Annotated in this window: 27 protein-coding genes; 14 read left to right on the top strand and 13 right to left on the bottom strand. The window is 68.2% G+C overall.

Annotated elements, in window-relative coordinates:
• Positions 1-20: 20 nt before the first annotated feature.
• The 3 genes from cydB to hisC all read right to left on the bottom strand — a co-directional run bounded on the left by cydB (position 21) and on the right by hisC (position 3,894).
• Positions 21-1,022, bottom strand: coding sequence for a cytochrome d ubiquinol oxidase subunit II (gene cydB, locus OHB49_RS21965; RefSeq protein ID WP_329162368.1), 1,002 nt, complete (start codon positions 1,020-1,022; stop codon positions 21-23).
• A gap of 18 nt (positions 1,023-1,040) precedes the next feature.
• Positions 1,041-2,552, bottom strand: a complete 1,512-nt coding sequence (locus tag OHB49_RS21960) for a cytochrome ubiquinol oxidase subunit I (RefSeq protein ID WP_030973828.1) — start codon at positions 2,550-2,552, stop codon at positions 1,041-1,043.
• Positions 2,553-2,814: 262 nt separating this feature from the next.
• A complete protein-coding gene (gene hisC, locus OHB49_RS21955) occupies positions 2,815-3,894 on the bottom strand; it encodes a histidinol-phosphate transaminase (RefSeq protein WP_329162366.1) in 1,080 nt (359 codons plus the stop codon).
• 369 nt (positions 3,895-4,263) lie between these two features.
• On the opposite strand from hisC, the gene OHB49_RS21950 reads away from it, so the two are divergent.
• From OHB49_RS21950 to OHB49_RS21940, 3 genes are all read left to right on the top strand, one after another.
• On the top strand, positions 4,264-5,376 hold the full coding sequence (locus OHB49_RS21950) for a LacI family DNA-binding transcriptional regulator (protein WP_078852792.1): 1,113 nt from the start codon (positions 4,264-4,266) through the stop codon (positions 5,374-5,376).
• Positions 5,377-5,549: 173 nt separating this feature from the next.
• Positions 5,550-6,605 carry a metallophosphoesterase gene (locus OHB49_RS21945; RefSeq protein WP_329162364.1) on the top strand — a complete coding sequence of 352 codons (1,056 nt, stop codon included), beginning with the start codon at positions 5,550-5,552 and terminating at the stop codon, positions 6,603-6,605.
• Between the two features lie 182 nt (positions 6,606-6,787).
• Positions 6,788-7,612 (top strand): hypothetical protein, encoded by an 825-nt coding sequence (locus OHB49_RS21940; protein WP_329162362.1) that lies wholly within the window; start codon positions 6,788-6,790, stop codon positions 7,610-7,612.
• 163 nt (positions 7,613-7,775) lie between these two features.
• On the opposite strand, the gene thiC is transcribed toward OHB49_RS21940, so the two are convergent.
• Entirely contained in the window at positions 7,776-9,551 is a 1,776-nt protein-coding gene (gene thiC / locus OHB49_RS21935; protein ID WP_329162360.1) for a phosphomethylpyrimidine synthase ThiC, read from the bottom strand.
• Between the two features lie 198 nt (positions 9,552-9,749).
• Between thiC and OHB49_RS21930 the strand changes: the two genes are divergently transcribed.
• Complete coding sequence (locus tag OHB49_RS21930) at positions 9,750-11,087, top strand: YibE/F family protein (protein ID WP_329162359.1); 1,338 nt, start codon at positions 9,750-9,752, stop codon at positions 11,085-11,087.
• 95 nt (positions 11,088-11,182) lie between these two features.
• Here the strand turns inward: OHB49_RS21930 and OHB49_RS21925 are convergent, their stop codons facing one another.
• From OHB49_RS21925 to OHB49_RS21910, 4 genes are all read right to left on the bottom strand, one after another.
• Positions 11,183-11,620 (bottom strand): SsgA family sporulation/cell division regulator, encoded by a 438-nt coding sequence (locus OHB49_RS21925; protein ID WP_030930605.1) that lies wholly within the window; start codon positions 11,618-11,620, stop codon positions 11,183-11,185.
• Positions 11,621-11,721: 101 nt separating this feature from the next.
• Complete coding sequence (locus OHB49_RS21920; RefSeq protein ID WP_329162358.1) at positions 11,722-12,492, bottom strand: IclR family transcriptional regulator; 771 nt, start codon at positions 12,490-12,492, stop codon at positions 11,722-11,724.
• A gap of 248 nt (positions 12,493-12,740) precedes the next feature.
• Positions 12,741-12,959, bottom strand: a complete 219-nt coding sequence (locus tag OHB49_RS21915) for a DUF5326 family protein (protein ID WP_030930600.1) — start codon at positions 12,957-12,959, stop codon at positions 12,741-12,743.
• A 137-nt stretch (positions 12,960-13,096) separates the two neighbouring features.
• Entirely contained in the window at positions 13,097-13,414 is a 318-nt protein-coding gene (locus tag OHB49_RS21910) for a cupin domain-containing protein (RefSeq protein WP_030973811.1), read from the bottom strand.
• Between the two features lie 68 nt (positions 13,415-13,482).
• Here OHB49_RS21910 and OHB49_RS21905 point away from each other — a divergent pair, with 68 nt between their 5' ends.
• The 4 genes from OHB49_RS21905 (at position 13,483) to OHB49_RS21890 (ending at position 16,738) form a co-directional block, all read left to right on the top strand.
• A complete protein-coding gene (locus tag OHB49_RS21905; protein WP_030930596.1) occupies positions 13,483-13,860 on the top strand; it encodes a phage holin family protein in 378 nt (125 codons plus the stop codon).
• An 85-nt stretch (positions 13,861-13,945) separates the two neighbouring features.
• Positions 13,946-15,088 (top strand): cystathionine gamma-lyase, encoded by a 1,143-nt coding sequence (locus OHB49_RS21900; RefSeq protein ID WP_329162357.1) that lies wholly within the window; start codon positions 13,946-13,948, stop codon positions 15,086-15,088.
• Between the two features lie 221 nt (positions 15,089-15,309).
• Positions 15,310-16,206: a LysR family transcriptional regulator gene (locus OHB49_RS21895; RefSeq protein WP_030973806.1), complete on the top strand. Its 897-nt coding sequence runs from the start codon at positions 15,310-15,312 to the stop codon at positions 16,204-16,206.
• 52 nt (positions 16,207-16,258) lie between these two features.
• Positions 16,259-16,738: an NUDIX domain-containing protein gene (locus OHB49_RS21890; protein ID WP_030930591.1), complete on the top strand. Its 480-nt coding sequence runs from the start codon at positions 16,259-16,261 to the stop codon at positions 16,736-16,738.
• 52 nt (positions 16,739-16,790) lie between these two features.
• On the opposite strand, the gene OHB49_RS21885 is transcribed toward OHB49_RS21890, so the two are convergent.
• Positions 16,791-17,942 carry a globin domain-containing protein gene (locus tag OHB49_RS21885; protein ID WP_443079549.1) on the bottom strand — a complete coding sequence of 384 codons (1,152 nt, stop codon included), beginning with the start codon at positions 17,940-17,942 and terminating at the stop codon, positions 16,791-16,793.
• A gap of 335 nt (positions 17,943-18,277) precedes the next feature.
• Here OHB49_RS21885 and OHB49_RS21880 point away from each other — a divergent pair, with 335 nt between their 5' ends.
• Entirely contained in the window at positions 18,278-18,805 is a 528-nt protein-coding gene (locus OHB49_RS21880) for a DUF2269 domain-containing protein (RefSeq protein WP_329162353.1), read from the top strand.
• Positions 18,806-18,810: 5 nt separating this feature from the next.
• On the top strand, positions 18,811-19,698 hold the full coding sequence (locus tag OHB49_RS21875; RefSeq protein ID WP_329162351.1) for a GNAT family N-acetyltransferase: 888 nt from the start codon (positions 18,811-18,813) through the stop codon (positions 19,696-19,698).
• Positions 19,699-19,828: 130 nt separating this feature from the next.
• On the opposite strand, the gene OHB49_RS21870 is transcribed toward OHB49_RS21875, so the two are convergent.
• Together OHB49_RS21870 and OHB49_RS21865 are read right to left on the bottom strand one after the other, a co-directional pair.
• Positions 19,829-20,260 (bottom strand): GlcG/HbpS family heme-binding protein, encoded by a 432-nt coding sequence (locus OHB49_RS21870; RefSeq protein WP_030973798.1) that lies wholly within the window; start codon positions 20,258-20,260, stop codon positions 19,829-19,831.
• A 56-nt stretch (positions 20,261-20,316) separates the two neighbouring features.
• Positions 20,317-21,528, bottom strand: coding sequence for an MFS transporter (locus OHB49_RS21865; RefSeq protein ID WP_030973796.1), 1,212 nt, complete (start codon positions 21,526-21,528; stop codon positions 20,317-20,319).
• Positions 21,529-21,667: 139 nt separating this feature from the next.
• Between OHB49_RS21865 and OHB49_RS21860 the strand changes: the two genes are divergently transcribed.
• From OHB49_RS21860 to OHB49_RS21850, 3 genes are read left to right on the top strand one after another with little or no spacing between them, the layout of a single operon-like run.
• Entirely contained in the window at positions 21,668-22,135 is a 468-nt protein-coding gene (locus OHB49_RS21860; RefSeq protein ID WP_030973794.1) for a MarR family winged helix-turn-helix transcriptional regulator, read from the top strand.
• Positions 22,136-22,154: 19 nt separating this feature from the next.
• Entirely contained in the window at positions 22,155-22,607 is a 453-nt protein-coding gene (locus tag OHB49_RS21855) for a GNAT family N-acetyltransferase (protein ID WP_329162346.1), read from the top strand.
• Positions 22,608-22,655: 48 nt separating this feature from the next.
• Positions 22,656-23,819: a winged helix DNA-binding domain-containing protein gene (locus tag OHB49_RS21850; protein WP_329162345.1), complete on the top strand. Its 1,164-nt coding sequence runs from the start codon at positions 22,656-22,658 to the stop codon at positions 23,817-23,819.
• 94 nt (positions 23,820-23,913) lie between these two features.
• On the opposite strand, the gene OHB49_RS21845 is transcribed toward OHB49_RS21850, so the two are convergent.
• Together OHB49_RS21845 and OHB49_RS21840 are read right to left on the bottom strand one after the other, a co-directional pair.
• Complete coding sequence (locus OHB49_RS21845) at positions 23,914-25,296, bottom strand: serine hydrolase domain-containing protein (protein ID WP_329162344.1); 1,383 nt, start codon at positions 25,294-25,296, stop codon at positions 23,914-23,916.
• Between the two features lie 64 nt (positions 25,297-25,360).
• The gene (locus tag OHB49_RS21840) at positions 25,361-25,945 is read right to left on the bottom strand and encodes a dihydrofolate reductase family protein (RefSeq protein WP_329162343.1); all 585 of its coding nucleotides are present in this window, start codon (positions 25,943-25,945) and stop codon (positions 25,361-25,363) included.
• Positions 25,946-26,061: 116 nt separating this feature from the next.
• Here OHB49_RS21840 and OHB49_RS21835 point away from each other — a divergent pair, with 116 nt between their 5' ends.
• Positions 26,062-26,649, top strand: coding sequence for a TetR/AcrR family transcriptional regulator (locus OHB49_RS21835; protein WP_030973784.1), 588 nt, complete (start codon positions 26,062-26,064; stop codon positions 26,647-26,649).
• Positions 26,650-26,731 lie beyond the last annotated feature (82 nt).

Below are 26,731 nucleotides of genomic sequence, written 5' to 3'. Positions count from 1 at the left end.
GACAGAGAGGCCCGGGCGCGTCAGTGCGCCTCGGCGATGTGCTGCGTGCCGATCCGCTTGCGGAACACCCAGTACGTCCATCCCTGGTACAGCATCACCACGGGGGTGGCGATCCCTGCGCACCAGGTCATGATCTTCAGCGTGTACGGACTGGACGAGGCGTTGGTGACCGTGAGGTTCCAGGCGTCGTTCAGCGAGGACGGCATGACGTTCGGGAAGAGCGTCAGGAAGAGCATCGCGACCGCGGCCGTGATGGTCACTCCGGAGAGCGCGAACGACCAGCCCTCACGTCCGGCCGCTATGGCACCGATCGCTCCGACCAGCGCCAGTACGGCGATGATCATCGCGACAAGGCTCTTGCCGTCACCGTTGTCGATCTGGGTCCAGCTCAGGAAACCGAGCGCGAGCACCGCGGTGACCAGACCCAGCTTGAGCGCCATGCCGCGCGCCCGCTCCCGGATGTCCCCGACCGTCTTGAGCGCGGCGAACACCGCGCCGTGGAAGGTGAAGAGGAAGAGCGTGACCAGACCACCGAGGAGCGCGTACGGGTTGAGCAGGTCCCCGATGTTGCCCACGTACTCCATGTCGGCGTCGATCTTCACGCCGCGCACGATGTTCCCGAAGGCCACACCCCAGAGCAGGGCCGGGATCAGCGAAGTCCAGAAGATCGCGTGTTCCCAGTTGGTCTGCCACTTCTCCTCGGGCCGCTTCGCCCGGTACTCGAAGGCGACACCGCGCACGATCAGGCAGAGCAGGATGATCAGCAGCGGCAGGTAGAAGCCGGAGAACAGCGTGGCGTACCACTCGGGGAAGGCGGCGAAGGTAGCGCCGCCCGCGGTGAGCAGCCACACCTCGTTGCCGTCCCAGACGGGCCCGATCGTATTGATCAGAACCCGCCGTTCCTGGCGGTCCCGGGCCAGCAGCTTGGTGAGGACACCGATACCGAAGTCGAATCCCTCCAGGAAGAAGTAGCCGGTCCAGAGGACGGCGATGAGGACGAACCAGACGTCGTGGAGTTCCATCTCTCCGCTCCTCTGTTCTCAGTAGGAGAAGGCCATCGGCCGGTCGGCGTCGTCATGGTCGTCGCCGCCGATCTTGGTGGGCGGGTTGAGGTCGGACTCCGTGAGTTCTGGCGGCCCGGCCTTGATGTACTTCGTGAGCAGCTTGACCTCGATCACAGCGAGCGCCGCGTAGAGCAGGGTGAAGAGGATCAGTGAGGTGAGCACCTCGCCCTGCGAGACGCCGGGGGAGACTGCGTCTCGGGTCTGCAGAACCCCGAAGACGACCCAGGGCTGGCGGCCCGTCTCGGTGAAGATCCAGCCCCAGGAGTTGGCGATCAGCGGGAAGAGCAGCGTCCAGAGGGCGACGATCCAGTAGAGCTTGGTGAGCTTCGGGCTGAGTGCCTTGTTCCTGAAGAGGACCAGATGCGGCACCTCGTCCTCACCGGTCCGCAGCCCCGGTCGCAGCATGAACTTCTTCCGCGTCAGCCACAGTCCGAGCAGGCCGAGACCGAAGGACGCCATCCCGAAGCCGATCATCCAGCGGAAGCTCCAGAAGGCGACCGGGATGTTGGGCCGGTAGTCGCCGGGTCCGAACCTGTCCTGCTCGGCCTTGTTGATGTCATTGATGCCGGGGATGTACGAGTGGAAGGTGTCGTCCGCGAGGAACGACAGTATCCCCGGGACGGAGATCTCCACGGTGTTGTGCCCCTTGGCCACATCGCCGACCGCGAAGATCGAGAAGGGTGCCGCGTTCTGCCCCTCCCAGAGCGCCTCGGCGGCGGCCATCTTCATCGGCTGCTGCTTGAACATGACCTTGCCGAGCAGGTCGCCGCTGACGGCGGTGAGCAGTCCGGCGATCACGACGGTGACCAGTCCGAGCCGCAGCGAGGTGCGCATCACCGGGATGTGCTGCTTGCGCGCCAGGTGGAAGGCGGCGATGCCGACCATGAACGCGCCGCCGACCAGAAAGGCCGCCGTGAGGGTGTGGAAGAACTGGGTGAGCGCGGTGTTCTGGGTGAGCACATGCCAGAAGTCGGTGAGCTCGGCCCGTCCGCGCTCCTTGTTGATCCGGTAGCCGACCGGGTGCTGCATCCAGGAGTTGGCCGCGAGGATGAAGTACGCGGAGAGGATCGTCCCGATGGAGACCATCCAGATGCAGGCGAGGTGGATCTTCTTCGGCAGCTTGTCCCAGCCGAAGATCCACAGCCCGATGAAGGTGGACTCGAAGAAGAAGGCGATCAGCGCCTCGAAGGCCAACGGGGCGCCGAAGACGTCTCCGACGAAGCGTGAGTAGTCGGACCAGTTCATGCCGAACTGGAACTCCTGGACGATGCCGGTGACGACACCCATGGCGATGTTGATCAGGAAGAGCTTGCCCCAGAACTTGGTGGCCCTGAGGTACTTCTGGTTCTCGGTCCGCACCCAGGCGGTCTGCAGGCCGGCGGTGAGCGCGGCGAGAGAGATCGTCAGGGGAACGAAAAGGAAGTGGTAGACGGTGGTGATCCCGAACTGCCATCGCGCCAAGGTCTCGGGCGCCAGAGCCAGCTCCACGTCGTCATCTCCTTACGTCGCCGTAGTGAGCGGAGGTTCGCACTGCCAACCGGCCGATCACGGGAGGAACAGGACGCGCTTGTGAACGCGTTCACATTCACAAGCATTATGGCGCACAGGCTTTCGGGGCGTTCGAGGGGGGGTCCCCCTATCGGGACGCTCCCACGCGAAGGCCCCGCACCTCGACGAACGAGAGGTACGGGGCCTTCCGGTGCACGCGCACACGGCTCACCGCGATCGGTCGCGGTGAGCGCGACTTCGGTTACAGCTCCTTGCGGTACTCCTCCGCCACCCTCAGGAAGATGTCGTTCGCCTCGTCCTCGCCGATCGAGACCCGCACGCCCTCGCCGGCGAACGGCCTGACCACGACTCCGGCCCGCTCGCACGCCCCGGCGAAGTCCAGCGTGCGGTCACCGAGCCGCAGCCAGACGAAGTTGGCCTGGGACTCCGGTACGGTCCAGCCCTGGCTCACCAGAGCCTTGTGCACCCGGATGCGTTCGCAGACCAGGGAGCCGACCCGGCCGAGCAGTTCGTCCTCGGCGCGCAGCGAGGCGACCGCCGCGTCCTGCGCCAGCTGACTGACCCCGAAGGGCACCGCCGTCTTGCGCAGTGCGGCCGCCACCGGCTCGTGGGCCACTGCGAATCCGACCCGCAGGCCGGCCAGACCGTAGGCCTTGGAGAACGTCCGCAGCACCGCCACATTGGGCCGGTCCCGGTAGATCTCTATGCCGTCCGGCACCTCGACATCGCGGATGAACTCCTTGTACGCCTCGTCGAGCACCACGAGCACATCGCCCGGCACCCGGTCCAGGAACCGCTCCAGCTCTGCCCTGCGCACCACCGTCCCGGTCGGGTTGTTCGGGTTGCAGACGAAGATCATCCGGGTGCGGTCCGTGATCGCGTCCGCCATCGCGTCGAGGTCGTGCACCTCACCGTCGGTCAGCGGCACCTTCACCGAGGTCGCGCCGCTGACCTGGGTGATGATCGGGTACGCCTCGAACGAACGCCAGGCGTAGATGACCTCGTCGCCCGGGCCCGACGTGGCCTGGAGCAGCTGCTGCGCCACCCCGACGGAGCCGGTTCCGGTGGCGAGATGCGAGACAGGCACGCCGAACCGGTCGGCCAGCTCGTTCATCAGACCGGTGCAGGCCATGTCCGGGTATCGGTTGAAGTTTGCGGCCGCGGCCAGGGCGGAGTCCATCACGCCGGGCAGCGGCGGATAGGGGTTCTCGTTGGAGGACAGCTTGAACGCGAGCGGTCCGTCGGCCGCCGCCGGCCTGCCCGGCACATAGGCGGGGACGCCGTCCAGTTCGGCACGCAGCTTGGGGCTCGTCTCGCTCACCGCAGGTCCTCCTCGACCGTCGTACACATCAATACTGCTCACCTTATGAGGATTGGGCGCCGGTGCGAATGGGCGAGCGGAGGATTCGTCCGGTGGGGCCGGGAATGGGGGGAGCGTCCCTCATCCCGGCGCGCGCCGGTGGCTCACTCCGTGGCGCGCATCCCCCGAAGAGGTGAGTTGAGACCTCTTCGAAACATCGACCACTTAGTAGGCCCACCCTCATCGACGCGTCACACACTATGGTCGATCCCACCAACTCCCTTGCTTTGCAAGGCATTTGATACCAAACGATCATGCAGAAACGTGTCTGTCAATGCGTGAATATGCGACCGGCCCAACCGCCTGCCCGAGCCCTACTATCGGCTCGCGATGACAGCAGCAGGGAAGCACCAGGTGAGCCGGACGGAGACACCCCGGCGCGGCGGCCGGCAGGGACGAGCGGGAATCCGGGATGTGGCCGCCGCCGCCGGGGTCTCCATCACGACCGTCTCCGACGCGCTCAACGGCAAGGGACGGCTCCCGGACGCCACCCGCCGCCATGTCCGCGAGGTCGCCGAGCGCCTGGGCTACCGCCCGTCCGCCGCGGCCCGAACCCTCCGTACCGGCAAGTCCGGCCTCATCGGCCTGACCGTGACGACGTACGGGGATGAACCTTTCACCTTCACCGAATTCGCCTACTTCGCCGAGATGGCCAGAGCGGCCACCTCTGCCGCGCTCGCCCGCGGCTACGCCCTCGTCATCCTCCCCGCCACCTCACGCCACGACGTCTGGTCGAACGTCGCCCTAGACGGCACCGTCGTCATCGACCCCTCCGACCAGGACCCGGTCGTCACCGAACTCGTCCGCCAGGGGCTGCCCGTCGTCTCGGACGGCCGCCCCGCCGGGACCCTGCCGGTCACCGCGTGGGTGGACAACGACCACCGGGCCGCCGTGCTCGACCTCCTCGACCACCTCGCCGCCGCCGGGGCCCGCCGGATCGGCCTGCTCACCGGCACCACCACCGACACGTACACCCGGCTCTCCACCACCGCATACCTCCACTGGTGCGAGCGCGTGGGCCAGGATCCGGTCTACGAGTCCTATCCCGCCCACGATCCGTGTGCGGGGGCGGTAGCCGCCGACCGGCTCCTCGCCCGCCCGGACCGGCCCGACGCCGTATACGGGCTCTTCGACCCCAACGGCACCGACCTGCTGGCGGCCGCGCGCCGGTACGGGTTGCGCGTCCCCGAGGATCTGCTGCTGGTCTGCTGCAGCGAGTCCACCGTGTACGCGACGACCGAGCCCCCCATCACCACGCTCTCACTCAAACCGCGTCAGATCGGCACCGCGGTCGTCCAGCTCCTCATCGACGCGATCGAAGGTGTCGACCAGGACGGTCCGGTGGAGCGGGTCATACCGACCGAACTCATCGTCCGGACGTCCTCGCAACGCCGTCCGCCACGTACCACGGTCAGCGCGCCTCGGTCCCCGTCCAGGGATTGATCAGGCCAATTGGGACCAATCGGCCGGTGAACCTGTCGTGCGCCCGGATTCACCTCCCCTGGTGCATCACACTGCACGATCCGCATTCCTATGATGGGCGCACGACACCGCGGACCACCCCGACCAGCAGGGCCCGTCAGGTGTACGGCGGCGCGACGGTGGTGGAGGGGTCGATGACACAGGGGGCCGGTCAGGAACCCGTGGAACGGACGGCGACGTTGCGTGACTTCCGTGTGCCGCCCTATGCGCAGACTCCGGCGCCGCCCGCGGCGCCGCACCCCGGCGATGTCGTACCGGGCGACGAGCCGGAGGGATACACGCCCACCGCGCGCGATCTTCCCGTGATCAACCGCGGTGACACCGTCCAGGTGCAGGCCGTCCCGGATCCGCGGCCCGCCACGGACCAGGGTCTCGGGCCGCTGTACGTGGTCGGCGACGTCCACGGTTACCTGGACGAGCTTCGCGACGCCCTCATGGCACAGGGCCTCATCGACGCCGACGGTGCCTGGGCCGCGGGCAACGCCCGGCTCTGGTTCCTCGGCGACTTCACCGACCGCGGTCCGGACGGCATCGGCGTCATCGACCTGGTCATGCGTCTGTCCGCCGAGGCCGCGGCCGCGGGCGGCTACTGCAAGGCCCTGATGGGCAACCACGAACTGCTGCTCATCGGCGCAAAGCGGTTCGCCGACACACCGGTCAACTCCGGTGCGGGCACCGCCACCTTCCAGGCCGCCTGGCTGCTCAACGGCGGCCAGAAGTCCGACATGGAGCGGCTCCAGGACGTCCACCTCCAGTGGATGTCCCGTCTCGACGCGGTCGTCGAGGAGGACGGGCACCTTCTGATGCACTCCGACACGACGGCGTACCTCGACTACGGCTCCACCATCGAAGACGTCAACGAGACCGTGCACGCCATTCTCACGCGTAACGACGCCGACGAGTGCTGGGACCTGTTCCGCAAGCTCACCAGGCGGTTCGCCTTCCGCGACGAGGGGGGCTCGCAGGCAGTCCAGGAGCTGATGGCGGCGTACGGCGGACAGCGCATCGTCCATGGTCACAGCCCCATTCCGTATCTGCTCGGCGAGGTCGGCTCGGAGGACGGCGAGGACAGCGCCGGCCCCGTGGTGGACGGCCCGCACGTGTACGCGGACGGCTTCGCCATCGCCATGGACGGCGGCGTGACCATGGCCGGAAAGCTGCTGGTCGTCCGGCTGCCGTTGCATGACTGACGGTCTTCGGGGAAGACGCATCCACGACCTGACCACGCCGACCACTGGGCCTATTTACGGAAACCCCCTGTCACCCCGTGCCGTGGGCGCTCTACCATCGGCCTATCAGTAGCAGGCTCTCCTCCGTTTCCGCCCAACTGCCCGGTCCAAGCGGGTACTCAGGCCCAACGGAGCATCGGGGGATGCACATGAACAGCGCTCCGCACCTGCTGGCCGAGGACCGACCCGAGTACGAGCGGATCCTCGGCGATGCGCTACGCCACGCTCACGAACGACCGGATCTGGCCGGAGTCGGCGAACGGCTCAACACGGAACAGCTGCGCACCATGGCGCTGAACGCCACGGCTCTGATCACCGCGGCGGCAGCCACCGAGTACGACCACTACGTGAAGGTCCGTGAAGAGCTGCGCGGACCGGCCGCCGACTCGGCCCAGGGTTCGGGCCTCGGGTCCGAAGCGGACGATCCGGACCGGCCGGGCGCCGGCATAGGGGCGGTCGTCACCGTCCTGGCGCCGATGCTCGCGGGCACCGCCGCGCTGATCTTCCTGCTGGTCGGCTACATCCTGAAGATACTCAGCAGGCCCCCGTCGTTCGCCGACACCATGGTCACCGCCGGCTGGTTCTTCGCGGCGGTCATGGCGGCGGCGATACTGGCCGCCGCCATCGGACTGCTCACCACGGCGCTGCGCAACGGCTCGACGTCGCTGCCGGCCGAGGACACCGAGGACGAGCTGCCGGAGGATGTGGCGCGCGCCAGGGAAGCCTGGCGCCATGCGCTGCTGGAGCGGGGCATCCTGCCGTTCCTGCGGGATGCGCTCGCCGACCCGACGGCCGGCCCCGCATCACGTACACCGCACCGTTCGGCCAACCGCATCCCGAAGATCGGCTACTCCAGGCCGGACTTCTCGGGTCCGGAAGAGGGCCCGGCGGCGGGTCCCCGCCCGTCGTTCACCAGCCCCGACTTCACCAGCCCGGACTTCGGCGGACCGGAACACGAGCTGGACTGACCGGGGCAAGATCTCTTGCTCGTCGTCCTCGTGCCGGCGATCGGAGCAGGTCTCGTTCTCCTCGTACGCGCGGCCCTGCTCCTCCTCCTGGCCTTCGGCCCGGAGAGGTGCACCACGCCGGGACGGTTCTCGCAGCGCCCGGCGCGGTGCACCACCTGATGACTCAGTCCGCGATCGGCAGATAGACGCGGTTACCGGACGCCGCGAACTCCTTGGACTTCTCCGCCATGCCCGCATCGATCTCCGACTGCGAACCGCCGTGCTCACGCCGGATGTCCTGGGAGATCTTCATCGAGCAGAACTTCGGGCCGCACATCGAGCAGAAGTGCGCCGTCTTCGCCGGTTCCGCCGGCAGCGTCTCGTCATGGAACTCCCGCGCCGTGTCCGGGTCGAGAGCCAGATTGAACTGGTCCTCCCACCGGAACTCGAAGCGCGCGTCCGACAGCGCGTCGTCCCAGTCCTGCGCACCCGGGTGCCCCTTGGCGAGGTCCGCCGCATGGGCCGCGATCTTGTAGGTGATGACGCCCGTCTTCACGTCGTCCCGGTTGGGAAGGCCCAGGTGCTCCTTGGGCGTGACGTAGCAGAGCATCGCCGTCCCCCACCAGGCGATCATCGCGGCACCGATGCCCGAGGTGATGTGGTCGTACGCCGGGGCCACATCGGTGGTCAGCGGGCCGAGCGTGTAGAACGGCGCCTCCTCGCAGATCTCCTGCTGGAGGTCGATGTTCTCCTTGATCTTGTGCATCGGGACATGGCCCGGGCCCTCGATCATCGTCTGGACACCGAACCGCTTGGCAGTCGTGTTGAGTTCGCCGAGCGTGCGCAGCTCGGCGAACTGCGCCTCGTCGTTGGCGTCGGCGATCGAGCCGGGACGCAGCCCGTCGCCCAGCGAGTACGTCACGTCGTACGTCGCGAGGATCTCGCAGAGCTCCTCGAAGTTCTCGTACAGGAACGACTCCTTGTGGTGCGCCAGGCACCAGGCCGCCATGATCGAGCCGCCGCGGGAGACGATGCCGGTCTTGCGGCGGGCGGTGAGCGGGACGTACGGGAGGCGCACGCCGGCATGGACCGTCATGTAGTCGACGCCCTGTTCGGCCTGCTCGATGACGGTGTCCTTGTAGATCTCCCAGGTCAGTTCCTCCGCCCTGCCGTCGACCTTTTCGAGGGCCTGGTAGAGCGGAACGGTGCCGATCGGCACCGGGGAGTTACGCAGAACCCACTCACGGGTGGTGTGGATGTTGCGGCCGGTGGAGAGATCCATGACCGTGTCGGCGCCCCACCGCGTCGCCCACGTCATCTTCTCGACCTCCTCCTCGATGGAGGAGGTGACCGCCGAGTTGCCGATGTTGGCGTTGACCTTCACCAGGAACCGCTTACCGATGATCATCGGCTCGATCTCCGGGTGGTTGACGTTGGCCGGCAGGACCGCCCGGCCTGCGGCGATCTCCTCGCGTACGACCTCGGGTTCGACGTTCTCCCGGATCGCCACGTACTCCATCTCCGGGGTGATGTCGCCCCGGCGGGCGTACGCGAGCTGGGTCACCGGCTGCCTGTCGCGACTGCGGCGCGGCTGCCGCGGGCGACCGGGGAAGACCGCGTCGAGGTTGCGCAGTCCGCCGCGCGGCGAGGTGTGCTTGAGCCCGTCGTCCTCGGGGCGGACCGGGCGGCCCGCGTACTCCTCGGTGTCGCCGCGGGCGACGATCCAGTTCTCCCGCAGCGGCGCGAGGCCGCGGCGGACGTCGGTGTCGGTGGTGGGATCGGTGTACGGCCCCGACGTGTCGTACAGCGTCACGGCGTTGCCGTTGGTGAGGTGCACCTGCCGGACCGGCACCCGGAGGTCCGGGCGCGAGCCCTGGACGTATCCCTTGTGCCAGCCGATGGACTTTCCGGCCTCGTCGCTCTGGTTCGAGGCAGGCGTGCGTGCGTCCGATGTGGTCATGGAGACCTACTCCCTACGCCGGCATTACCCGGTAACAGGTTCGGCGGTCGGCGCAGCCTGTCCCGTACGGATGTACGGATATCAGCGCCCTCTCAGCCCGGTGCTCCGAGCTCCCGCGTGTACAAAGGTGTCATCAAGCTAGCGCCCTTCGAGGCGTACTGAACAGTGGCCCCCTTCTCTTCTTGCGATGATCCCCCGGTGACGTCCCCTCGAAATGACCCCGGACCGCAGGACCAACAGCACGGTCACTCGCACAGCCACGGGCCTGCCGCGCCGGTCTCGAAACATCTGCGCAAGGTCATCGCGGCCGTCCTGATCCCGTTCACCACCGCTGTCGTCGTCGGCCTGGTGGTGCTCTGGCCGGGCGGTGCACCCGCGCACGAGCGCACCGGCGTCGGCTTCGACCGGCAGACCCAGCAGGCCACGGTGGTGAACGTCGACAAGGTCGACTGCAAGAACGTGAACGCCGCGCAGACCCCGGTCACCGGCAACACCACGACGCCGTCGGGGAACACCACGCCCGGCCAGGAGCCGGGACTGTGCGAGAAGGCCACGATCAAGGTGACGACCGGCCACGAGAAGGGAAGGACCTTCGTCGAGATCGTCCAGCCCGACGCGCCACGGCAGTTGCACGAGGGACAGGGCGTGATCGTCGCGTACGCCCCCGACGCGCCCCATGACCTTCAGTACTCCGTGACGGATGTGGACCGGAAGTTCCCGATGGCTCTGCTGGCCGGGATCTTCGCTCTCGCAGTGGTCGTGGTGGGCAGGCTGCGCGGGGTGATGGCGCTGATCGCGCTCGCCGTGTCGTTCGCCGTGCTGACCCTGTTCATCCTCCCCGCGATCCTGCAGGGTTCGAATCCGCTGCTGGTCGCGGTCATCGGGGCCAGCGCGATCATGCTGATCGCGCTCTACATGTGCCATGGGCTGACCGCCCGCACCTCGGTCGCGGTCATCGGCACGTTGATCTCGCTGCTGCTGATCGGGCTGCTCGGTTCGCTCTTCATCGACTGGGCGAGCCTGACCGGCAACACCGACGACAGCACCGGCCTCATCCACGGCCTGTACCCCCACATCGACATGAGCGGCCTGCTGCTGGCCGGCGTCATCATCGGCTCGCTCGGCGTGCTGGACGATGTGACGGTCACCCAGACGTCGGCGGTCTGGGAGCTGCACCAGGCCGACCCGACGATGGGTGCGCGGAAGCTGTACCGGGCGGGTATCAGGATCGGTCGGGACCACATCGCCTCAGTGGTCAACACGCTGGTGCTCGCCTACGCCGGCGCCGCGCTTCCCCTGCTGCTGCTGTTCTCGATCGCGCAGAGCAGTGTGGGCACGGTGGCCAACAGCGAACTCGTGGCGGAGGAGATCGTACGAACGCTGGTCGGGTCGATCGGACTGGTCGCCTCGGTGCCGGTGACCACGGTGCTGGCGGCGCTGGTCGTCTCCGCGGACCGCACAGGGCTCGGCGCGGAAGCCGGAGCTTCGGCACCCGCACGGAACGGAAGGGGCCGGCGTCGCAGGGCGAGGCATTGACGCTCAAGGCAGCGGCCGTCCCGGCGCGGAGTACATATCACCCGTTCGGCGGACGCCGTGTTCGACCGGCGCGCCGGCCGTCGGCCCAAACCTTTTCAGCCGGCATTCTGCTCCTTGGCCAGGATCCGGCCCAACGCCTCCTCGAGGTTGCCCTCGAAGTCACTCAGTGTGCACTCCTGGCCGAGGGGGACGAGCTTGTCCGTCCGGTCGAGAAACGCGACGAGTGGCGCTGTGCCGGCCCTGAAGAGAGCGCGGTCCGCGCCGACCTGAAGCCGGATGTGTACGTCGGACAGTCCCTCGGGCTCCGTGGGACTGATGTGCACATCGCCGTCACCGCTGGGGCTGTTGAGGCCGTCCAACAGAAGCTCGCGACCGAAAGCCCAGGTGACGGGGGCGTCACCGGGCAGATGGAAGGTCATCCGGATCGCATACGGATCGCATACCTCGTACCGGAGCTCCACCGGGATACGGAATGAGAGCTCCTCGGAGACGAGAAAACTCATCATGACCTCAGCTTGAACCGACTCGCGCATCGTTCAACCCCGCAGTAGATGAATCTGGCCAGGAATGATCCCCCATGGCCCTATTGACGCCATCGTGGTGCACGCGATAGCAGATCACAAGGAGTGATTTTTCAGATACTGATAGAGAACACGAGCGAACGCAAGAGGCTCGCCACTTCACCGCGTAGTCGTTCGACTGCGGGGAGCAAGCGATCTTCTTCGTCGAGGGGTACCGAAATGGCCATGGCGGCGGCCGTGTAGCCGACCGCGATCGGGATGGCGGCGCAGACCGTTCCGAGGGCGTACTCCTGTCGTTCGACAACAGGTTCCGTTCGCTCCAACGACCTCAGACGCTCAAGAAACGCCGGTCGGTCCCGCACCGAGTAGCGGGTCAGGGGCTGCACAGGGTGACGATCCAGATGGTCCTCACGGGCCTTCTCGTCGAGCCGGCTCAAGAGACACTGGCCGATCGCATGGGCATGTCCGGTCTCCCGGAACGAGGCCCACTCCTCGACCGCCGGTGCCGCGGGGGTGTCGGCGACCGCGATGAGTTCGATCTCACCCTCACGGTAGACGGCGCAGTACACCGGTGCACCGATGATGTCGCGCCAGCGGGCCAGCGACTGGGCCATGGTGCTGCGACGACTCTGCAGCGCACCGTCGTCGACCAGCCTCTCGGCGGCGGAGCCGAAGAGGAATACGCCGTTCTCCCGGCGGAGATAGCCTTCATGGGTCAGGGTGCGCAACAGGTGATAGGCAGTGGGAAGAGGAAGCCCCGCTTCCCGTGCGAGCTGCTTCGCAGGCGCCCCGTCCCGATGGGCGCCCACAGCCTCCAACAGCCTCAACGCCCGCTGAACCGAACCGATCAACGTCGGGACAGCGGTACTCGATGCCGTGGTCAAAGGTCACCCCCAGGCGTGGTGACGGGCAGTCAGCCCGTTCGTGGGGGCCGCCCCCACGGACCTGCCGCAGACCTGGGGTCCGGAGACCGAGCGTGTACACAAACCACTGGTCAGGGTGGTGGCGGACAGTTGTTTCCCAGGCAACGGCAGCGGACCGCCACTGTATCGGCAGCGTCCGCGGGGGGCGTCGTTTCGTCTTGTACTTAGCCCTGCTGGGCTAATTGCCCGACTGGTGACCGGCCGGGCGCCTACCAGTCGCCGCGAGACGACGAGGACGACATGAACTTCCGTACGACGAACACGAGCCCGCCGACCAGGATCACGAAGACCAGGACCTTGAAGAGCAGACCGATCACGAACCCGATCACGCTGGCGATCAGGCCGCCGAACACGACGATCGCGATGACGGGCACCGCGACCCACTTCACCCACCAGGGCATCCCCGCGAATATCTCCCGAACGGCCATCGTCCCAACCTCGTCTCTGTGCGTAACGGCTTCGATGAGCACCTGCTTCGATGCTAGAGGCGCGGGGGTGGGCTGCGGGGGCACCGGAGCCCCCGAACTCCCCTGATCGAACCCTTAGGGATCCCTGAGGGCCCGGCTCAGCTCTCCGGCGGAGAGAAGACCACCATGACCCGCAGATCCTCGGTGATGTGGTGGAACTTGTGGGCCACACCGGCCGGTACGTACACCACGCTTCCCCTGCCCACCTGTGTGGTCTCCATGCCTACGGTGATCGAGGCGCGGCCGCTGACGACGAAGTAGACCTCGTCCTGGTTGTGCGGCTGCTGCGGATCGAGGTCGCCGGCGTCAAGCGCGTACAGGCCGACAGACATGTTCCGTTCCCGCAGGAACTGCAGATACGCGCCGTCGTTGGCGGCCCGTTCCGCCTCCAGTTCGTCCAGCCTGAATGCCTTCATGGCCCGTCCGCCCCTTGCTTTCGCCCTGCCGGTGTTCGCCACCGATCATGTCTGCCACGATCAGACACATGAAGAATTTTGTAGTCAAGACGATCGCCAACGCAGGTGCGCTGGCCGTGGCCATCTGGCTGCTCGACAACATCACGCTGTCCGGCGGCAGTACCGGTCGCAAGGTGCTCACGCTGATCCTCGTGGCCCTGCTCTTCGGGCTGGTGAACTTCGTGGTGAAGCCCATAGTCAAGGTGCTCACCCTGCCGCTGTTCATACTCACACTGGGGCTGATCACCCTTGTGGTGAACGCGCTGATGCTGCTGCTGACCTCATGGCTGGCCGACCAGTTCGACCTCAGTTTCCATGTCGAGGGCTTCTGGACCGCCGTGCTCGGCGGCCTGATCATCTCGGTCGTGTCCTGGGCGCTGAATGTCGTCCTGCCGGACGAGGACTGACCCGGCCGAATCAGAGCGATCAGCGGAACCAGCAGCATCAGCTTGATCAGAAGCACCGGTACGACCAGAGAACAGAAGGAACAGCATGAGCACCATGGGTGACGGAACCCGGGCGGTACGGGCGGGTCTTCCCGAACCGGAGCAGTACGAACCCACGCTGCCCGGTCCGGTATTCGCCGCGCACTTCCACCTCTCCGGTGAGCCGACCGGCCCGTACACGTACGGCCGGGACACCAATCCGACCTGGACGCACCTGGAGCGGGCCATCGGCGAGCTCGAAGCGCCGGGGGAGACGGTCGAGACCACGGTGTTCGCCTCCGGCATGGCGGCGATCTCGGCCGTACTGCTGTCCCAGGTGCGGTCCGGGGACACGGTCGTCCTGCCCGACGACGGCTATCAGGCGCTGCCGCTCGTACGCCAGCAGCTGGAGGCTTACGGCGTCGAGGTGCGGACCGCACCCACCGGGGGCGACGCACAGCTGGCGGTCCTGGAAGGGGCCCGACTGCTGTGGATCGAGACACCGTCCAACCCTGGGCTCGACGTCTGCGACCTGCGGCGGCTCATCGAGGCCGCGCACGGGGCCGGCGTCCTGGTCGCCGTCGACAACACGCTCGCCACCCCGCTCGGTCAGCGTCCGCTGGAGCTGGGCGCCGACTTCTCGGTGGCCAGTGACACCAAGGGCATGACCGGACACGGTGACATCCTGCTCGGCCACGTGGCCTGCCACGATCCGGAGCTGGCGGCGGGCGTGCGGCGCTGGCGCAAGGTCGTCGGGGCGATCCCCGGACCGATGGAAGCCTGGCTCGCGCACCGTTCGCTGGCCACGCTGGAGCTTCGGATCGACCGCCAGTGCGCAAACGCGCTCGTTCTCGCCGAGGCGCTGGGCAAGCGGCAGGAGGTCACCGGGCTGCGGTATCCGGGGCTGCCCACCGACCCTTCGTACCCGGTCGCCGTCCGGCAGATGCGGCGCTTCGGCTCCGTGGTGTCGTTCGTGCTGCCCGACCGCGAGATCGCCGAGCGCTTCCTGGGCGGGCTGCGGCTGGTCGACGACGCCACGAGCTTCGGCGGCGTGCGTTCCACCGCCGAGCGGCGGGCGCGCTGGGGCGGCGACGCCGTACCCGAAGGCTTCATCCGGTTCTCGGTCGGGGCCGAGGACGCGGGCGACCTGGTGGCCGATGTGGAACGGGCGCTGGACGACGCGATGGGCGGACGCCGAGCGGGGCGATGAGCCGGCGCTGAGCCGGCATGGCACAGGAAGACATGGCCGGTACGGACGGTCCGAGCCTCCCCCCTCGTGGCTCGGACCGTCCCGGTTCCACGCGCGAAGAACCGCCTGGACAAGGCTAATTGACTCTGCGTCAGTGTCCAATCACAGTAGCGACAGCGACCTATCGACATATTTATAGTTGTTCGGGTCGGACGCTTCGCAAGGGTGGGAGGGGACAGGACGTGGACCTGGCCCTGCTGCGTACTTTCGTGACGGTGCACCGGGCCGGGTCCTTCACCCGGGCCGCCGCGCTGCTCGGCCTCTCCCAGCCCGCGGTCACCTCGCAGATACGCACACTGGAACGGCAGCTGGGCCGCCCGCTCTTCCTGCGCAGGGCCCGCGGCGTGACCCCGACGACCATGGGCGACGAGCTCGCGCACCGGGCGGCCCCCCATCTGGACGCGCTGGTCGAGATCGCCGAGAGCGGGGCCGACGAGGAGTCGGCCGTACGGACGCTGCATCTGGCCGGGCCCCCGGAATTCATCTCGCTGCGCGCTCTGCCCGCACTCACGCCCCTCGTCTCCCACGGTCTCGCTCTGCGCAGTTCGTTCCTCGCGAATGCCGAGGAGACGCTGGAGGGGCTCGCCGCCGGACACCACGATCTGGCCATCGCGACAGCCCGGCCGCGCGGTGAGCTGCTCACCGCGACTCCGCTCTGCGACGAGGAACACGTGCTGGTCGCCGCCCCGCGCTGGGCCGCGCGCCTCGGCCCCGGAACGCTGCGGCACAAAGGCCCCGTGGTGCTGGAGCAGCTGCCGGTGGTGGAAGTGCACGAGAGCCTGCCATTCGTCTCCCGCTACTGGGCGGCTGTCTTCGACTGCCGTCCCGCGGCCGCGGGCACCGTCATAGCACCGGATCTGCGGGCCGTCCTGGAGTGCACCGCCGCGGGCGCCGGGCTTGCCGTACTGCCGCGCTATCTCTGCGAGGGGGCGCTGGAGCGCGGCGAGGTGGTGGCGCTCCTGGACCCGCCGGTCCCGCCGCTGCGCACCTATTTCCTGGCCGCGCGGACCGGCACACTCGCCCTGCCTCACATCGCGCGGGCGCACGAGTGGCTGGTGCGCGCTGCAGCCGACTGGTGACCCCCGGGCGTGCTGGTGTTTCAGAACGGGTTCTGTGGGCCACTCTCTTGCCATGACCGAACGTCCTGTGGTCAAGCGCACCGCACGCGCCATCCTGCTCGACGGCAACGACCTCATCCTCATCAAGCGCACCAAGCCTGGGGTGGATCCGTACTGGCTCACGCCGGGCGGCGGGGTCGAGCCCGAGGACGCAACCGTTGTCGAAGCTCTGCACCGCGAGGTGGACGAGGAGCTCGGCGCCAAGATCACCGATGTGGTCCCCTGCTTCGTCGACACCGTGGAGCACATCGAGGGCGGTGGGGTGAAGGGCGTGAAGGTGCAGCACTTCTTCGTCTGCCGGCTGGACTCGATGGACCTGTCCCGCCGGCACGGCCCCGAGATCGAGGATCCGTGCGGCGAGTACGACGTCGTACGGGTGCCGTTCAGCCGGATCGGGATCGCCGCCGTTCATCTCGTACCGCTGTCGCTGCGGCACTACCTGGACGGCAATATCGAGGGCGTGCGGGCGATGCACGCGCCGGACCTGGGCTGATCCGAGGCCCGGGGGGCTGTTTCCGCCTGCTCCTGCTGGGTCGGGCTCGTGTTCAGGCCGGGCCCGTCGTGGGTGCCAATTCCTCGACGGCGTCGTAGCGGATGCGCTCGGACGGCATGCCGATGCCTGTGAGTACGTCCACGCCGCTGCGGATCATCCCCGGCGGGCCCGAGAGGTAGGCGTCGTACTCGTGCCACGGGCCGAGCTCGCGCACCGCTTCGGGCAAGAGGCCCTTCAGTCCCCCGCCTGACCCGCCGGAGACCACCGGGCGGACGGCGAGCCAGGGAAAGGTCTGCTGGAGCCGCAGCATCGTGTCGATGTCGTACAGGTCGCGGTCGCTGCGTGCGCCGTAGAAGACCTGCATCGGGCGCCGGTCGCCGTGTTCGGCGACGTCCTCGACGAGGGCCTTGATGGGTGCGATGCCCGTGCCGCCGCCCAGGCAGAGCAGACCGTTGTGGGTGGTGTGGTCGACCGTCATCGATCCGGCGGGCGGGCCGAGCCGCAGGACGTCGCCGGGGCGGGCCCGGTGCACCAGCGCGTTGGAGACCCAGCCCGCCGGAACCGCCTTGATGTGGAACGTGAGCAGACCGTCGGGCCGCGGCGCCGAGGCGAAGGAGTAATGCCGCCAGATCCGCGGCCACCACGGGGTCTCCAGGGCGGTGTACTGGCCGGCCAGGAAAGGGTAGGCCTGGTCGGGGCGGAGCGTGAGGATTGCTATGTCGGGCGTTCTGAGGTCATGGGAGACGACCTCCGCGACCCACCAGGCGGGCGCTCGTTCCTCGTCCTCGGCGGCCGCGTCGATCATGATCTGCGACAGCGCGGTGTAGGTGCGGATCCAGGCCGCCTCGGCCACCCCGTCCCACGTGGTGGCGTAGCGGCTCAGGGCGCCGAGGAGGGCCTCGCCGACCGCCGGATAGTGCGTGGGCAGGGTGCCGTATTTGCGGTGTCCCCGGGCCAGTCCGCCGAGGTACTCGGTCAGCGCATCGGGGTCGTCCATGCGGTCGGCGGCCGTCAGGATCGCCCGCAGGAGACGGTCTCGCTGGGCGTCCATCGCGGCCGGGAAGAGGGCGCGCAGTTCGGGGTGGCGGACGAAGAGCAAGGCGTAGAAGTACGAGGTGGCCTGGTCTGCGACAGGGGCGATCTCCGCCAGCGTGCGGTGGATCAGGTTCGCATCGGGAGATCTGAGAGTTTCGTCGCCGGGCATGGTGGCCGGAGCGTCCATAACTGTGCCTCGCCTCGAACATCTTCTGGTCGCCTTGCGTGCCGACAGTGCTCGCAGCCACCGCGTGCGGCCCCTCGTCCCAGCATGCCTGCGTCGGCTCAGGGCCGGACAAATAATGGGAAGTCCGGGTATCCGAACCACGTTTCCCGTTACGCTCCCTTGCCCCATGGCCGTAGCCGGGATCCAGGGCAGGACTTCATGCCACGGCGCCCGCCCGGAGAGTGCGACAGGAAGGCACCACGTACGCCCAAGCACGTACACACGGATACTCCCGCTGTCGGACGCCCAACTGCCCTTTGCCGGGCACCGTGTTTCACGTGAAACCACTCAAGCGCCCCGCTCGCCGAAGTCTCCTGGTCGTCCATGTCGCGGTCTCCGTCAGCTGGCTGGGCCTCACCGTCTGCCTGCTGACACTCGGGATCACGGCCTTCCTGACCGGCGACACCACCACCGCGCAGGCCGCGACCCGCGCCATGAAGATCTTCGGGGACTGGCTGGTCGTGCCCGTCGCTCTGATCTCGCTCCTCAGTGGTCTCGTGCTGGCACTCGGCACCTCGTGGGGCCTGGCCAGACACCGTTGGGTCTGGACAAAGTTCTGGCTCACTCTGATCACCACGGCCCTGTCGATCTTCTCGCTGCGGCCGGGCATCAACGAGGCGGCGGCACAGGGCGCCGCCGACATCAATCTGGTCGTCGCACCTTCCGTGGCGACAGCCACGTATCTCTTCATCACCGCGGTCTCGGTACTGAAGCCATGGGGGCCGACCCGGCGCGGCCGACGGCTGCGGGTCTCGGCCAGTTCCGGTAAAGCGGTGGACGAGCGATCAGTGCGTCGGACAGCCTGAGCCTCATGCCCAGCCCACTGCCCCGTCCGCACGCCGACGCATCCGTCCGGCGTCTCACCCGGGGAGACCTGGTCCCCTGCGCCGATCTCTGCGAGGACCGCGGCTGGCCGCGTGATGAGCTCCGATGGGGCCTGCTCCTGTCCGCAGGGACGGGCTACGGCATCGACGACCCCGAGGGCAAAGGCCTGATGGCCGCCTGTGTGGTGACCTCCTACGGCCAGGGCTTCGCCGCCGTCGGCATGCTGCTCGTCGCCGAGCGGTACGCGCGGCAGGGGATCGGCCGTCGTCTGATGCGCCATGTGATCGAGGCGACCGGGAAGACCTCGCTCAGCCTGTACGCGACGGAGCCGGGGCGGCCCCTCTACGAAGAGTTCGGCTTCGAAACGGTGGGGCGGGCAGAGCGAGTGATCGGGCACTTCCGGCCGAGCGATGCATCGAGCGGTGGCGTTTCGACGGCGGGCGCCGTGACCGTCCGCCCGGCCGCCGCCGGGGATCTGCATGCCATGCTCCGGCTGGACGCGGAGGTCTTCGGCGCCGACCGGACTCATATTCTCGCCCGGCTGCCGGCGTTCGCGGACCACCTGCGGGTCGCGGAGGACAACGGTGAGCTGGTGGGTTACGCGGCCGTCTGGCCGAGTGAGCGGACCCACGCGGTCGGTCCGCTGATCGCCCGGGACACCGACACGGCCAAGGCGCTTGTCACCTCGCTCGCGAAGGCAACGGACCGCCCCCTTCGCCTGGATATCGACGCACGCCACGAGGAACTGCTGAGCGTGCTCAAGGAGTGCGGTCTGCAAGCCGGTTCCTTCACCACGGTGATGACCTACCGGGCCCCGGAGCTGCCGGGCGACTGGACTCGTCGCTTCGCGCCGCTGACTGTGGCGACGGGCTGACACCTACCGGCCGGCCGAAAGGTTGTCCACCCGCGCAACCGCGAATGTCCGTCCCCCGTGCCGAGGTTCTCCAGGCACTTGGGAACGGACATTCATGTGCTTCCGCTGTCTGCGGGGGGTGGTTCGCCGACTAGGCGAGCGCCTCCACGGCAGCTGTCGCGAAGCCGTGGTCCTGCTCGGGTGCGCCGCCGCCCACGCCGACGGCGCCGATCAGCCGGCCGTCGCGAAAGACCGGCACCCCGCCGGCGATGAAGAGCAGCGGCCGGTCAAGAGCGGTCGGCAGGGTGTGGAAGAGCCCGCCCGGCTGGACCGCGTCGACGAGGTCGGCGGTCGGGGCACCGAGCTGGAGGGCCGTGTACGCCTTGCGGGTGCTGGTCTCGCCCGCGATGAGAACGGCCCGGTCGTCGCGCCGGAAAGCCAGCAGGTGACCGCCCGCGTCGAGGACCGAGACGGCAGCGGCGACACCGGCTGCCTCCGCGGCGGTGCGAGCAGTGGCGACGAGCGCTTCCGCGTCCTGGACGCTCAGCGGAGTTACGGCGGCCGGCGAGAGGGTGGTGGTCATGAGGGATATCTCCTTGGTGCGATGGGGCGTACGTACGTGTGGTGGTTGTGGGGGTGTCAGCGCCGGGCTTCGGCGACTGCGACCGGCTCGGGGACCTGACCGGCGACGCGTCGGCTGTGCGTGACCGTCCGGCTTTCCAGAACGCTGGAGAGGACGGCGAGGGCCAGGGCGGATGCGGCCAGGGCGGCGCCGACCCAGTTGGGTGCGGTGTAGCCGAAGCCCGCCGCGATGACGATGCCGCCGAGCCACGCCGACAGTGCGTTGCCGAGGTTGAAGGCGCCGATGTTGACGGCGGAGGCGAGGGTCGGGGCACCCGCGGCCTGGTCGAGCACGCGCTTCTGCAGCGGCGGTACGGTCGCGAAGCCCAGACCGCCGATCAGAACGATGGTGACGGCTGCCGCGATCTTGTTGTGGGCGGTCAGAGTGAACAGGGACAGGACCACGGCGAGGGCGCCCAGCGACACGTACAGCATCGGCATCAGGTGGCGGTCGGCGAACTTGCCGCCGAGCAGATTGCCCCCGACCATGCCGAGCCCGAAGAGGACCAGCAGCCATGTGACGGAGGACGCCGAGTAACCGGCGGTCTCGGTCATCATCGGCGTGATGTAGGTGATCGCGGCGAAGACACCGCCGAAGCCCAGGACGGTCATCGCCATGGCGAGCAGCACCTGCACATTGCGGAACGCGGCCAGCTCGTGGCGGAGCCGTACGCCTTCTGCCCTCGGCTGCTCGGGAACCAGCTTGGCCACACCGAGGAGGCCGACGACTCCGAGAGCCGCAACGACGAAGAACGTGGTGCGCCACCCGACGCTCTGCCCGATGTACGTTCCCAGCGGTACGCCGACGACATTGGCGACGGTGAGGCCGGTGAACATCGTGGCGATCGCGCCGGCCTTCTTCTGCGGGGCGACCAGATCGGCCGCGACGACCGACCCGATGCCGAAGAACGCGCCGTGGGCGAGAGAGGCGATCACCCGTCCCGCGAGCATCACGCCGAAGACGGGGGCTACGGCGGACACCGCATTGCCCAGGATGAACAGCCCCATCAGGAGCATCAGCATGCGTTTGCGGGTGACCCGGGTGCCGAGGACCGTCATCAGCGGGGCGCCGACTACGACACCGAGGGCGTAGCCCGTGACCAGGAATCCTGCGGTCGGGATCGAGACCTGGAAGTCCGCAGCAACCTCGGGGAGCAACCCCATGATCACGAACTCGGTGGTGCCGATACCGAATGCCCCGATGGCGAGGGCGAGGAGCGCGAGCGGCATGGGTTTCACCTTCCCAGAAGATTGCGTCTGCGCCTTACAAGCGTCGACAATAATTGCAGACGCTAGTTAATTGCAAGCGCGGGCTATTGCAGACGTCCCCTATCCTGGACGGAAGCAGCTCCCGCACGGAGGAGAGACCATGACAGCGACGGATCCCGCACTGACCGCCCTCTCCCAGGGCTGGTGCGCCCTCTCCCTGCTCCACGGCAAGATCGAGGCCCGCATCGAACGGGCCCTGCAGTCCGGGCACGGCCTCAGCGTGCGGGAGTACTCCCTGCTCGACGTCCTGAGCCGGCAGCACAACGGCCCGGGCGGCCATCTCCAGATGAAGCAGGTCGCGGACGCCGTCGTGCTCAGCCAGAGCGCCACCACCCGCCTGGTCACTCGTCTCGAGGACCGCGGCCTGCTGACCCGGTATCTCTGCGACACCGACCGCCGCGGCATCTACACGGATGTCACCGAAGCCGGCCTCACCCTCCTCGCCGAGGCCCGGCCGACCAATGACACGGCGTTGCGTGCCGCTCTCGACGAGGCCGCCAGGAATCCCGAGCTGGCACCCCTCGTCAGGACGGTCGAAGAGCTGAAGGTCCCCGCACAGGCGGTGTGATCTGCGTAGTCTGCCGATCATGAGCGATCTGGAGATACGGCCTGCTGCCCTCACCGACATCCCGGCGGTCGTGGCCATGCTGGCGGACGATCCCCTGGGCGCACAGCGCGAGTCACCGGACGACCTCGCCCCGTACCGCGCCGCGTTCCAGCGGCTCGCCGACGATCCGAACCAGCATCTGGTCGTCGCCGCACGCGACGGCGTTGTCGTGGGGACCCTGCAGCTGACCGTGATCCCCGGACTGTCCCGGCGCGGCTCGACACGCTCGATCATCGAGGGCGTCCGCATCCATGCCGATGAGCGCGGGGGCGGCCTCGGCACTCGGCTCATCCAGTGGGCCGTGGACGAATCCCGGCGCCAGGACTGCCAGTTGGTCCAGCTGACGTCCGACGCGACCCGGACCGATGCGCATCGCTTCTACGAGCGACTCGGCTTCATCGCCAGTCATGTTGGCTTCAAGCTCGCCCTCTGACCGCTGCTCGCAGCCCGAAGGCGATACCAAGGACCGAAGGAGGTCCCGGTGCACGGCATCAGCGACGCACAGCGGCGGTCCAGGCTCGGTCGGCGCCATCTCCTGGCACCCTCCGTACGGGCAGCGTCCGCGGAGTCCGTGGCCGACTCGGTCGTGGCCCTGCACGCCACCGACGCGGCCACGCTCTTTCTCTCCGTCTGCGCCCGGCTGTCCGAGGCAAGCGTCGGCGCGGTGGAACGGGCTCTCTACGAAGACGTCTCACTGGTCCGGCTGCTCTCCATGCGCAACACCCTGTTCACCGTGTCGCACGGGCTCGCTCCGTGCGTCGACGCGTCGAACGCCCGGGCTGTGGCCGCCAAGGAGCGCCGGACCTTCCTCAAGCACCTGCGGGACGACGGGAACGGACTGGACGCGCACTGGCTCGCCGAGACGGAGAAGGAGACTCTCGCCGCCCTGACGGCTCGTGGCTCCGCCACCGGCAGTGAGCTGTCCGCCGCCGTACCGGCGCTGCGTACGAAGATCACGGTCTTTCCAGGCAAGAAGCAGGAGACGGTGCAGGGCGTCGCCACGCGCGTCATACGGGTGCTGGCGGCCGATGGCCTGATCCGCAGGGACAGGCCGCGCGGCTCCTGGACGTCCAGCCAGTTCCGATGGACAGCAGCCGAGCCCTGGCCCGCCCGGGAGCCCGCAGCGGCACGGGCCGAACTGGCCCTGCGCTGGCTCCGCTCCTACGGCCCCGCGACCGAGGCCGACCTGAAGTGGTGGACGGGCTGGGGCCTCGGCCAGGTACGCCAGGCGCTGGAAGTCGCCGGAGCCGAGGAGGTGCGGCTCGACAGCGGCGCCACAGGTTGGGTCTCGCCAGGGGACACGGAGCCCGAACCGAACCTGGAACCCTGGGCGGCGCTGCTCCCGGCCCTCGACCCGAGCGCGATGGGCTGGGCCGATCGCGGCTTCCACTTGCCGGACGGGTACCGGGCGGCGCTCTTCGACCGGGCCGGCAATATCGGACCGACGGTGTGGTGGAACGGCCGGATCGTGGGCGGCTGGGCTCAGCGCGCCGACGGTGAACTGGTGTGGCGACTGTTGACCGACGTCGGCCGGGAGGCCACCACCGCGATCGAGGCGGAGGCGTCCCGGCTGTCGGGATGGGTCGGTGAAACGCGGATCACTCCGCGCTTCCGTACACCCTTGGACAGGGAGTTGACGGCCTGAGCGGTCCGCGCCGGCTGCCTGTATCGGTCACCACACTTCGCGTTTCACGTGAAACCTGACGCCGCCGCGGCACAGGTCCGTGCCGGCGTCGCACTCAGGCGCCGAGGCCTCGCCAGCCCTCGGCGTCCACCCCACCGGGGACGGCCGATGCAGGGTCGTACGGTTCACGCGTGAAGACGAACGACCCCAGGTCGAGGTGGCTCACACTGCCGTCGCCGGCCCTGACGACGCGGAGCGTCTCCCCGGCGTAGTACCCGTCCAGCCCGATCCAGCTGCCGTCAGGCTGCGCGACGAAGCGGGCGCCGCGACCACTGCCACGCAGCGGCTGCAGTGTCAGCCCCCCGTCCGCGGTCAGCTGCAGGATGTTCGGACGCGTGCCCCAGTACCAGGGACCGGTGAGGGCGAGGAGTTCCGCGTCGACCTCGGTCAGCGGTCGCCAGGGCTCCGGAATACGGGGCTCGGCATCGGCGACGATCCCCACTAGGTCCGCGGCGACCTCACCGACGAATAGTCCCGAGGTGGTGTTGGTGAGCACCACCGCAGCCACATCGTCCTCGGTGCTGAGCCAGAGCGCTGCCAGGAAGCCCGGCAGCGAACCGGTGTGCCCGAGAAGGGTGCGCCCGTCCTCGCGTACAACCTGCAGGCCGAGACCGTAATTACCCTCCCAGTCACCGGACTCGGGCGGCGCCGACGGCGCGCGCATCTCCTCCACCGAGGCGGCGCCGAGAACCCGGTCGTCCCCCTCGGCAAGGAAGGAGGCGAACCGCAGGAGGTCGGTGGTCGTGGACCAGAGCTGCCCTGCCGGAGCCATCAGGCCGAGGTCCTCGGCAGGTTCGGGCAGCAAGGCATCGGCCCAGGGGTGCACCGCCCAGCCACCCGCGTGCGGCGCCTGCGGCTGGGTGGAAGTACGGCTCATGCCCAGCGGCTCCAGAATCTCGCGCTCCAGCACCTCCGCCCAGGATGCCCCGCGCACCGCCTCGATCAGCGCACCGAGCAGTGTGTAGCCGGGGTTGGAGTAGTGATGGCGCCGGCCCGGAGGATGCATCCGGGTCTGCTCGCCGAGGACATCGGCGAGTTCGGGACGCAGCGTGCCCGGCGTCCGCTCCCACCAGGGTGCGGGCGACTCGGCGCCCAGTCCCGCGCTGTGACCGAGCAGCTGAAGGACGGTGACACCGCCGACGCCCGTTCCGGGCAGATGCTTCTCCAATGGATCGTCGAGATCCAGCAGACCCTCGTCGCGCAGCCGCAGAACCAGCACGGCGGTGAAGGTCTTGGTGAGGGAGCCGATCCTGAACTGCGTATCGGCGTCAGGGGCATGGTCGTCGACGCAGCTGCGGGATCCGCTCCAGACGACCCGGCCCTGACGCTGCACCGCGGCGACGAGTGAGGGTGCGCGGCCTTCGGCCTGCGCGGTGGCGATGCGGTGCAGCAGCGCGCGCTGCGTGCCGGGAAGCAGTTCTTCTGAGTGGTAGGTCATGGTCAACAAGTACCGGCGCAGCCGCTTCGTGGCGACCCCATTTCGCGGTACGCGGACCAAGAGGTCAACGCTTCCGGCTGTACGTCCTGACCAGCACCCCGTTGTCGAAGACACGCACCGACTCGAGCGCGAACTCGGTGGCCGCGAAATCCGATCCGAACATCGGCATGCCCGATCCGTAGACCAGCGGATACGTCTTGATCACGAGTTCGTCGATCTCGTCGAGCAACTCCCCCGCGAGCTGAGAGCCGCCGCAGAGCCAGATTCCCAGCTCGCTGTCCTCCGCCTTGAGTTCCCGCACCCTGCCGACCACATCGTCCGAGATGAGCTCGACGTTCGGGTCGGGCGATTCCTTCAGGGTCCGCGAGGCCACGAGCTCGCGCAGCTGGGCGTACGGACTGGTGATGTTCATGTCCAGCGCCAGCTGGTAGCTGGCCCGTCCCTGGATCACGGTGTCGAACTTCTGATTCTCGGCATGGTGAAAGCCGAGCTGACGGCGGCCCTCGGTCGCAACCGTCTCCGGATACTGGGATGTGAGGAACTCGATGAACTCCTCGTTCACGAACGGGTACATGGACGACGCGTCGCCGCCCGGGTCCCCGATGAAGCCATCGATGGAGCAGGCAATGAAGTAGGTCAGCTTTCGCACGAGGTCCCCGTTCGGTGTGGGTTGGCGGAGTACTAAACCACTACACTCATAGTGCTTCATATGTAGTGGTTGAGCAATCCCTTTCCAGCGATGAGCCAGAGAATGCGGAGATACGCATGGTCAGGAACCCCGAGCGCAGGACTGCGCTCGTAGACGCGGCCATCGAGGTGCTGGCGCACGAGGGCGCACGAGGACTCACCTTCCGCGCCGTCGACGCACGGGCGGGCGTCCCCGTGGGCACATCGTCCAACTACTTCGCCAGTCGGGACGATCTGTTCATGCAGACGGGTGCCCGGATCACCGACCGGATGACACCGGACCCGGTCAGGGTCGAGGAGGCCATGCGCCCGACGCCCTCACGCGAGCTGGTCACCGAGCTGATGCAGTGGCTGGTGCAGCGCATGGCAGATGACCGCACCGGCTATCTCGCCATGCTGGAACTGCGCCTGGAGGCCACCCGCCGGCCGGCCCTCCGCGATCACCTCGACCGAACTGTTCGCGCCGACCTCGACGCGAACGCCCGCTTCCACCGGGAGGCCGGCCTACCGGGCGATGCCGACGCGTTCCTCGTGCTCTACCTCGCCATGACGGGCCTGCTGCTGGACCACTTCACCCTGCCCGGCATGCTCACCGGCGGCGGAGCCGACCGCGACCTGGACCGGCTGGTGGAGACGATCGTCACGCGGATCATCCCCACGGAGTGACCACGTCGGCGAACGCGGCAAGCATGGCCGCGCCGCCCTCGGGCAATCCAAGCCCCCGGTGCGTCACACACGGTCTGCCGGG

The sequence above is a fragment of the Streptomyces sp. NBC_01717 genome, from assembly GCF_036248255.1.
In the GTDB taxonomy this organism is placed as follows: domain Bacteria; phylum Actinomycetota; class Actinomycetes; order Streptomycetales; family Streptomycetaceae; genus Streptomyces.
This window is presented reverse-complemented; position numbering and strand designations above follow the sequence as displayed.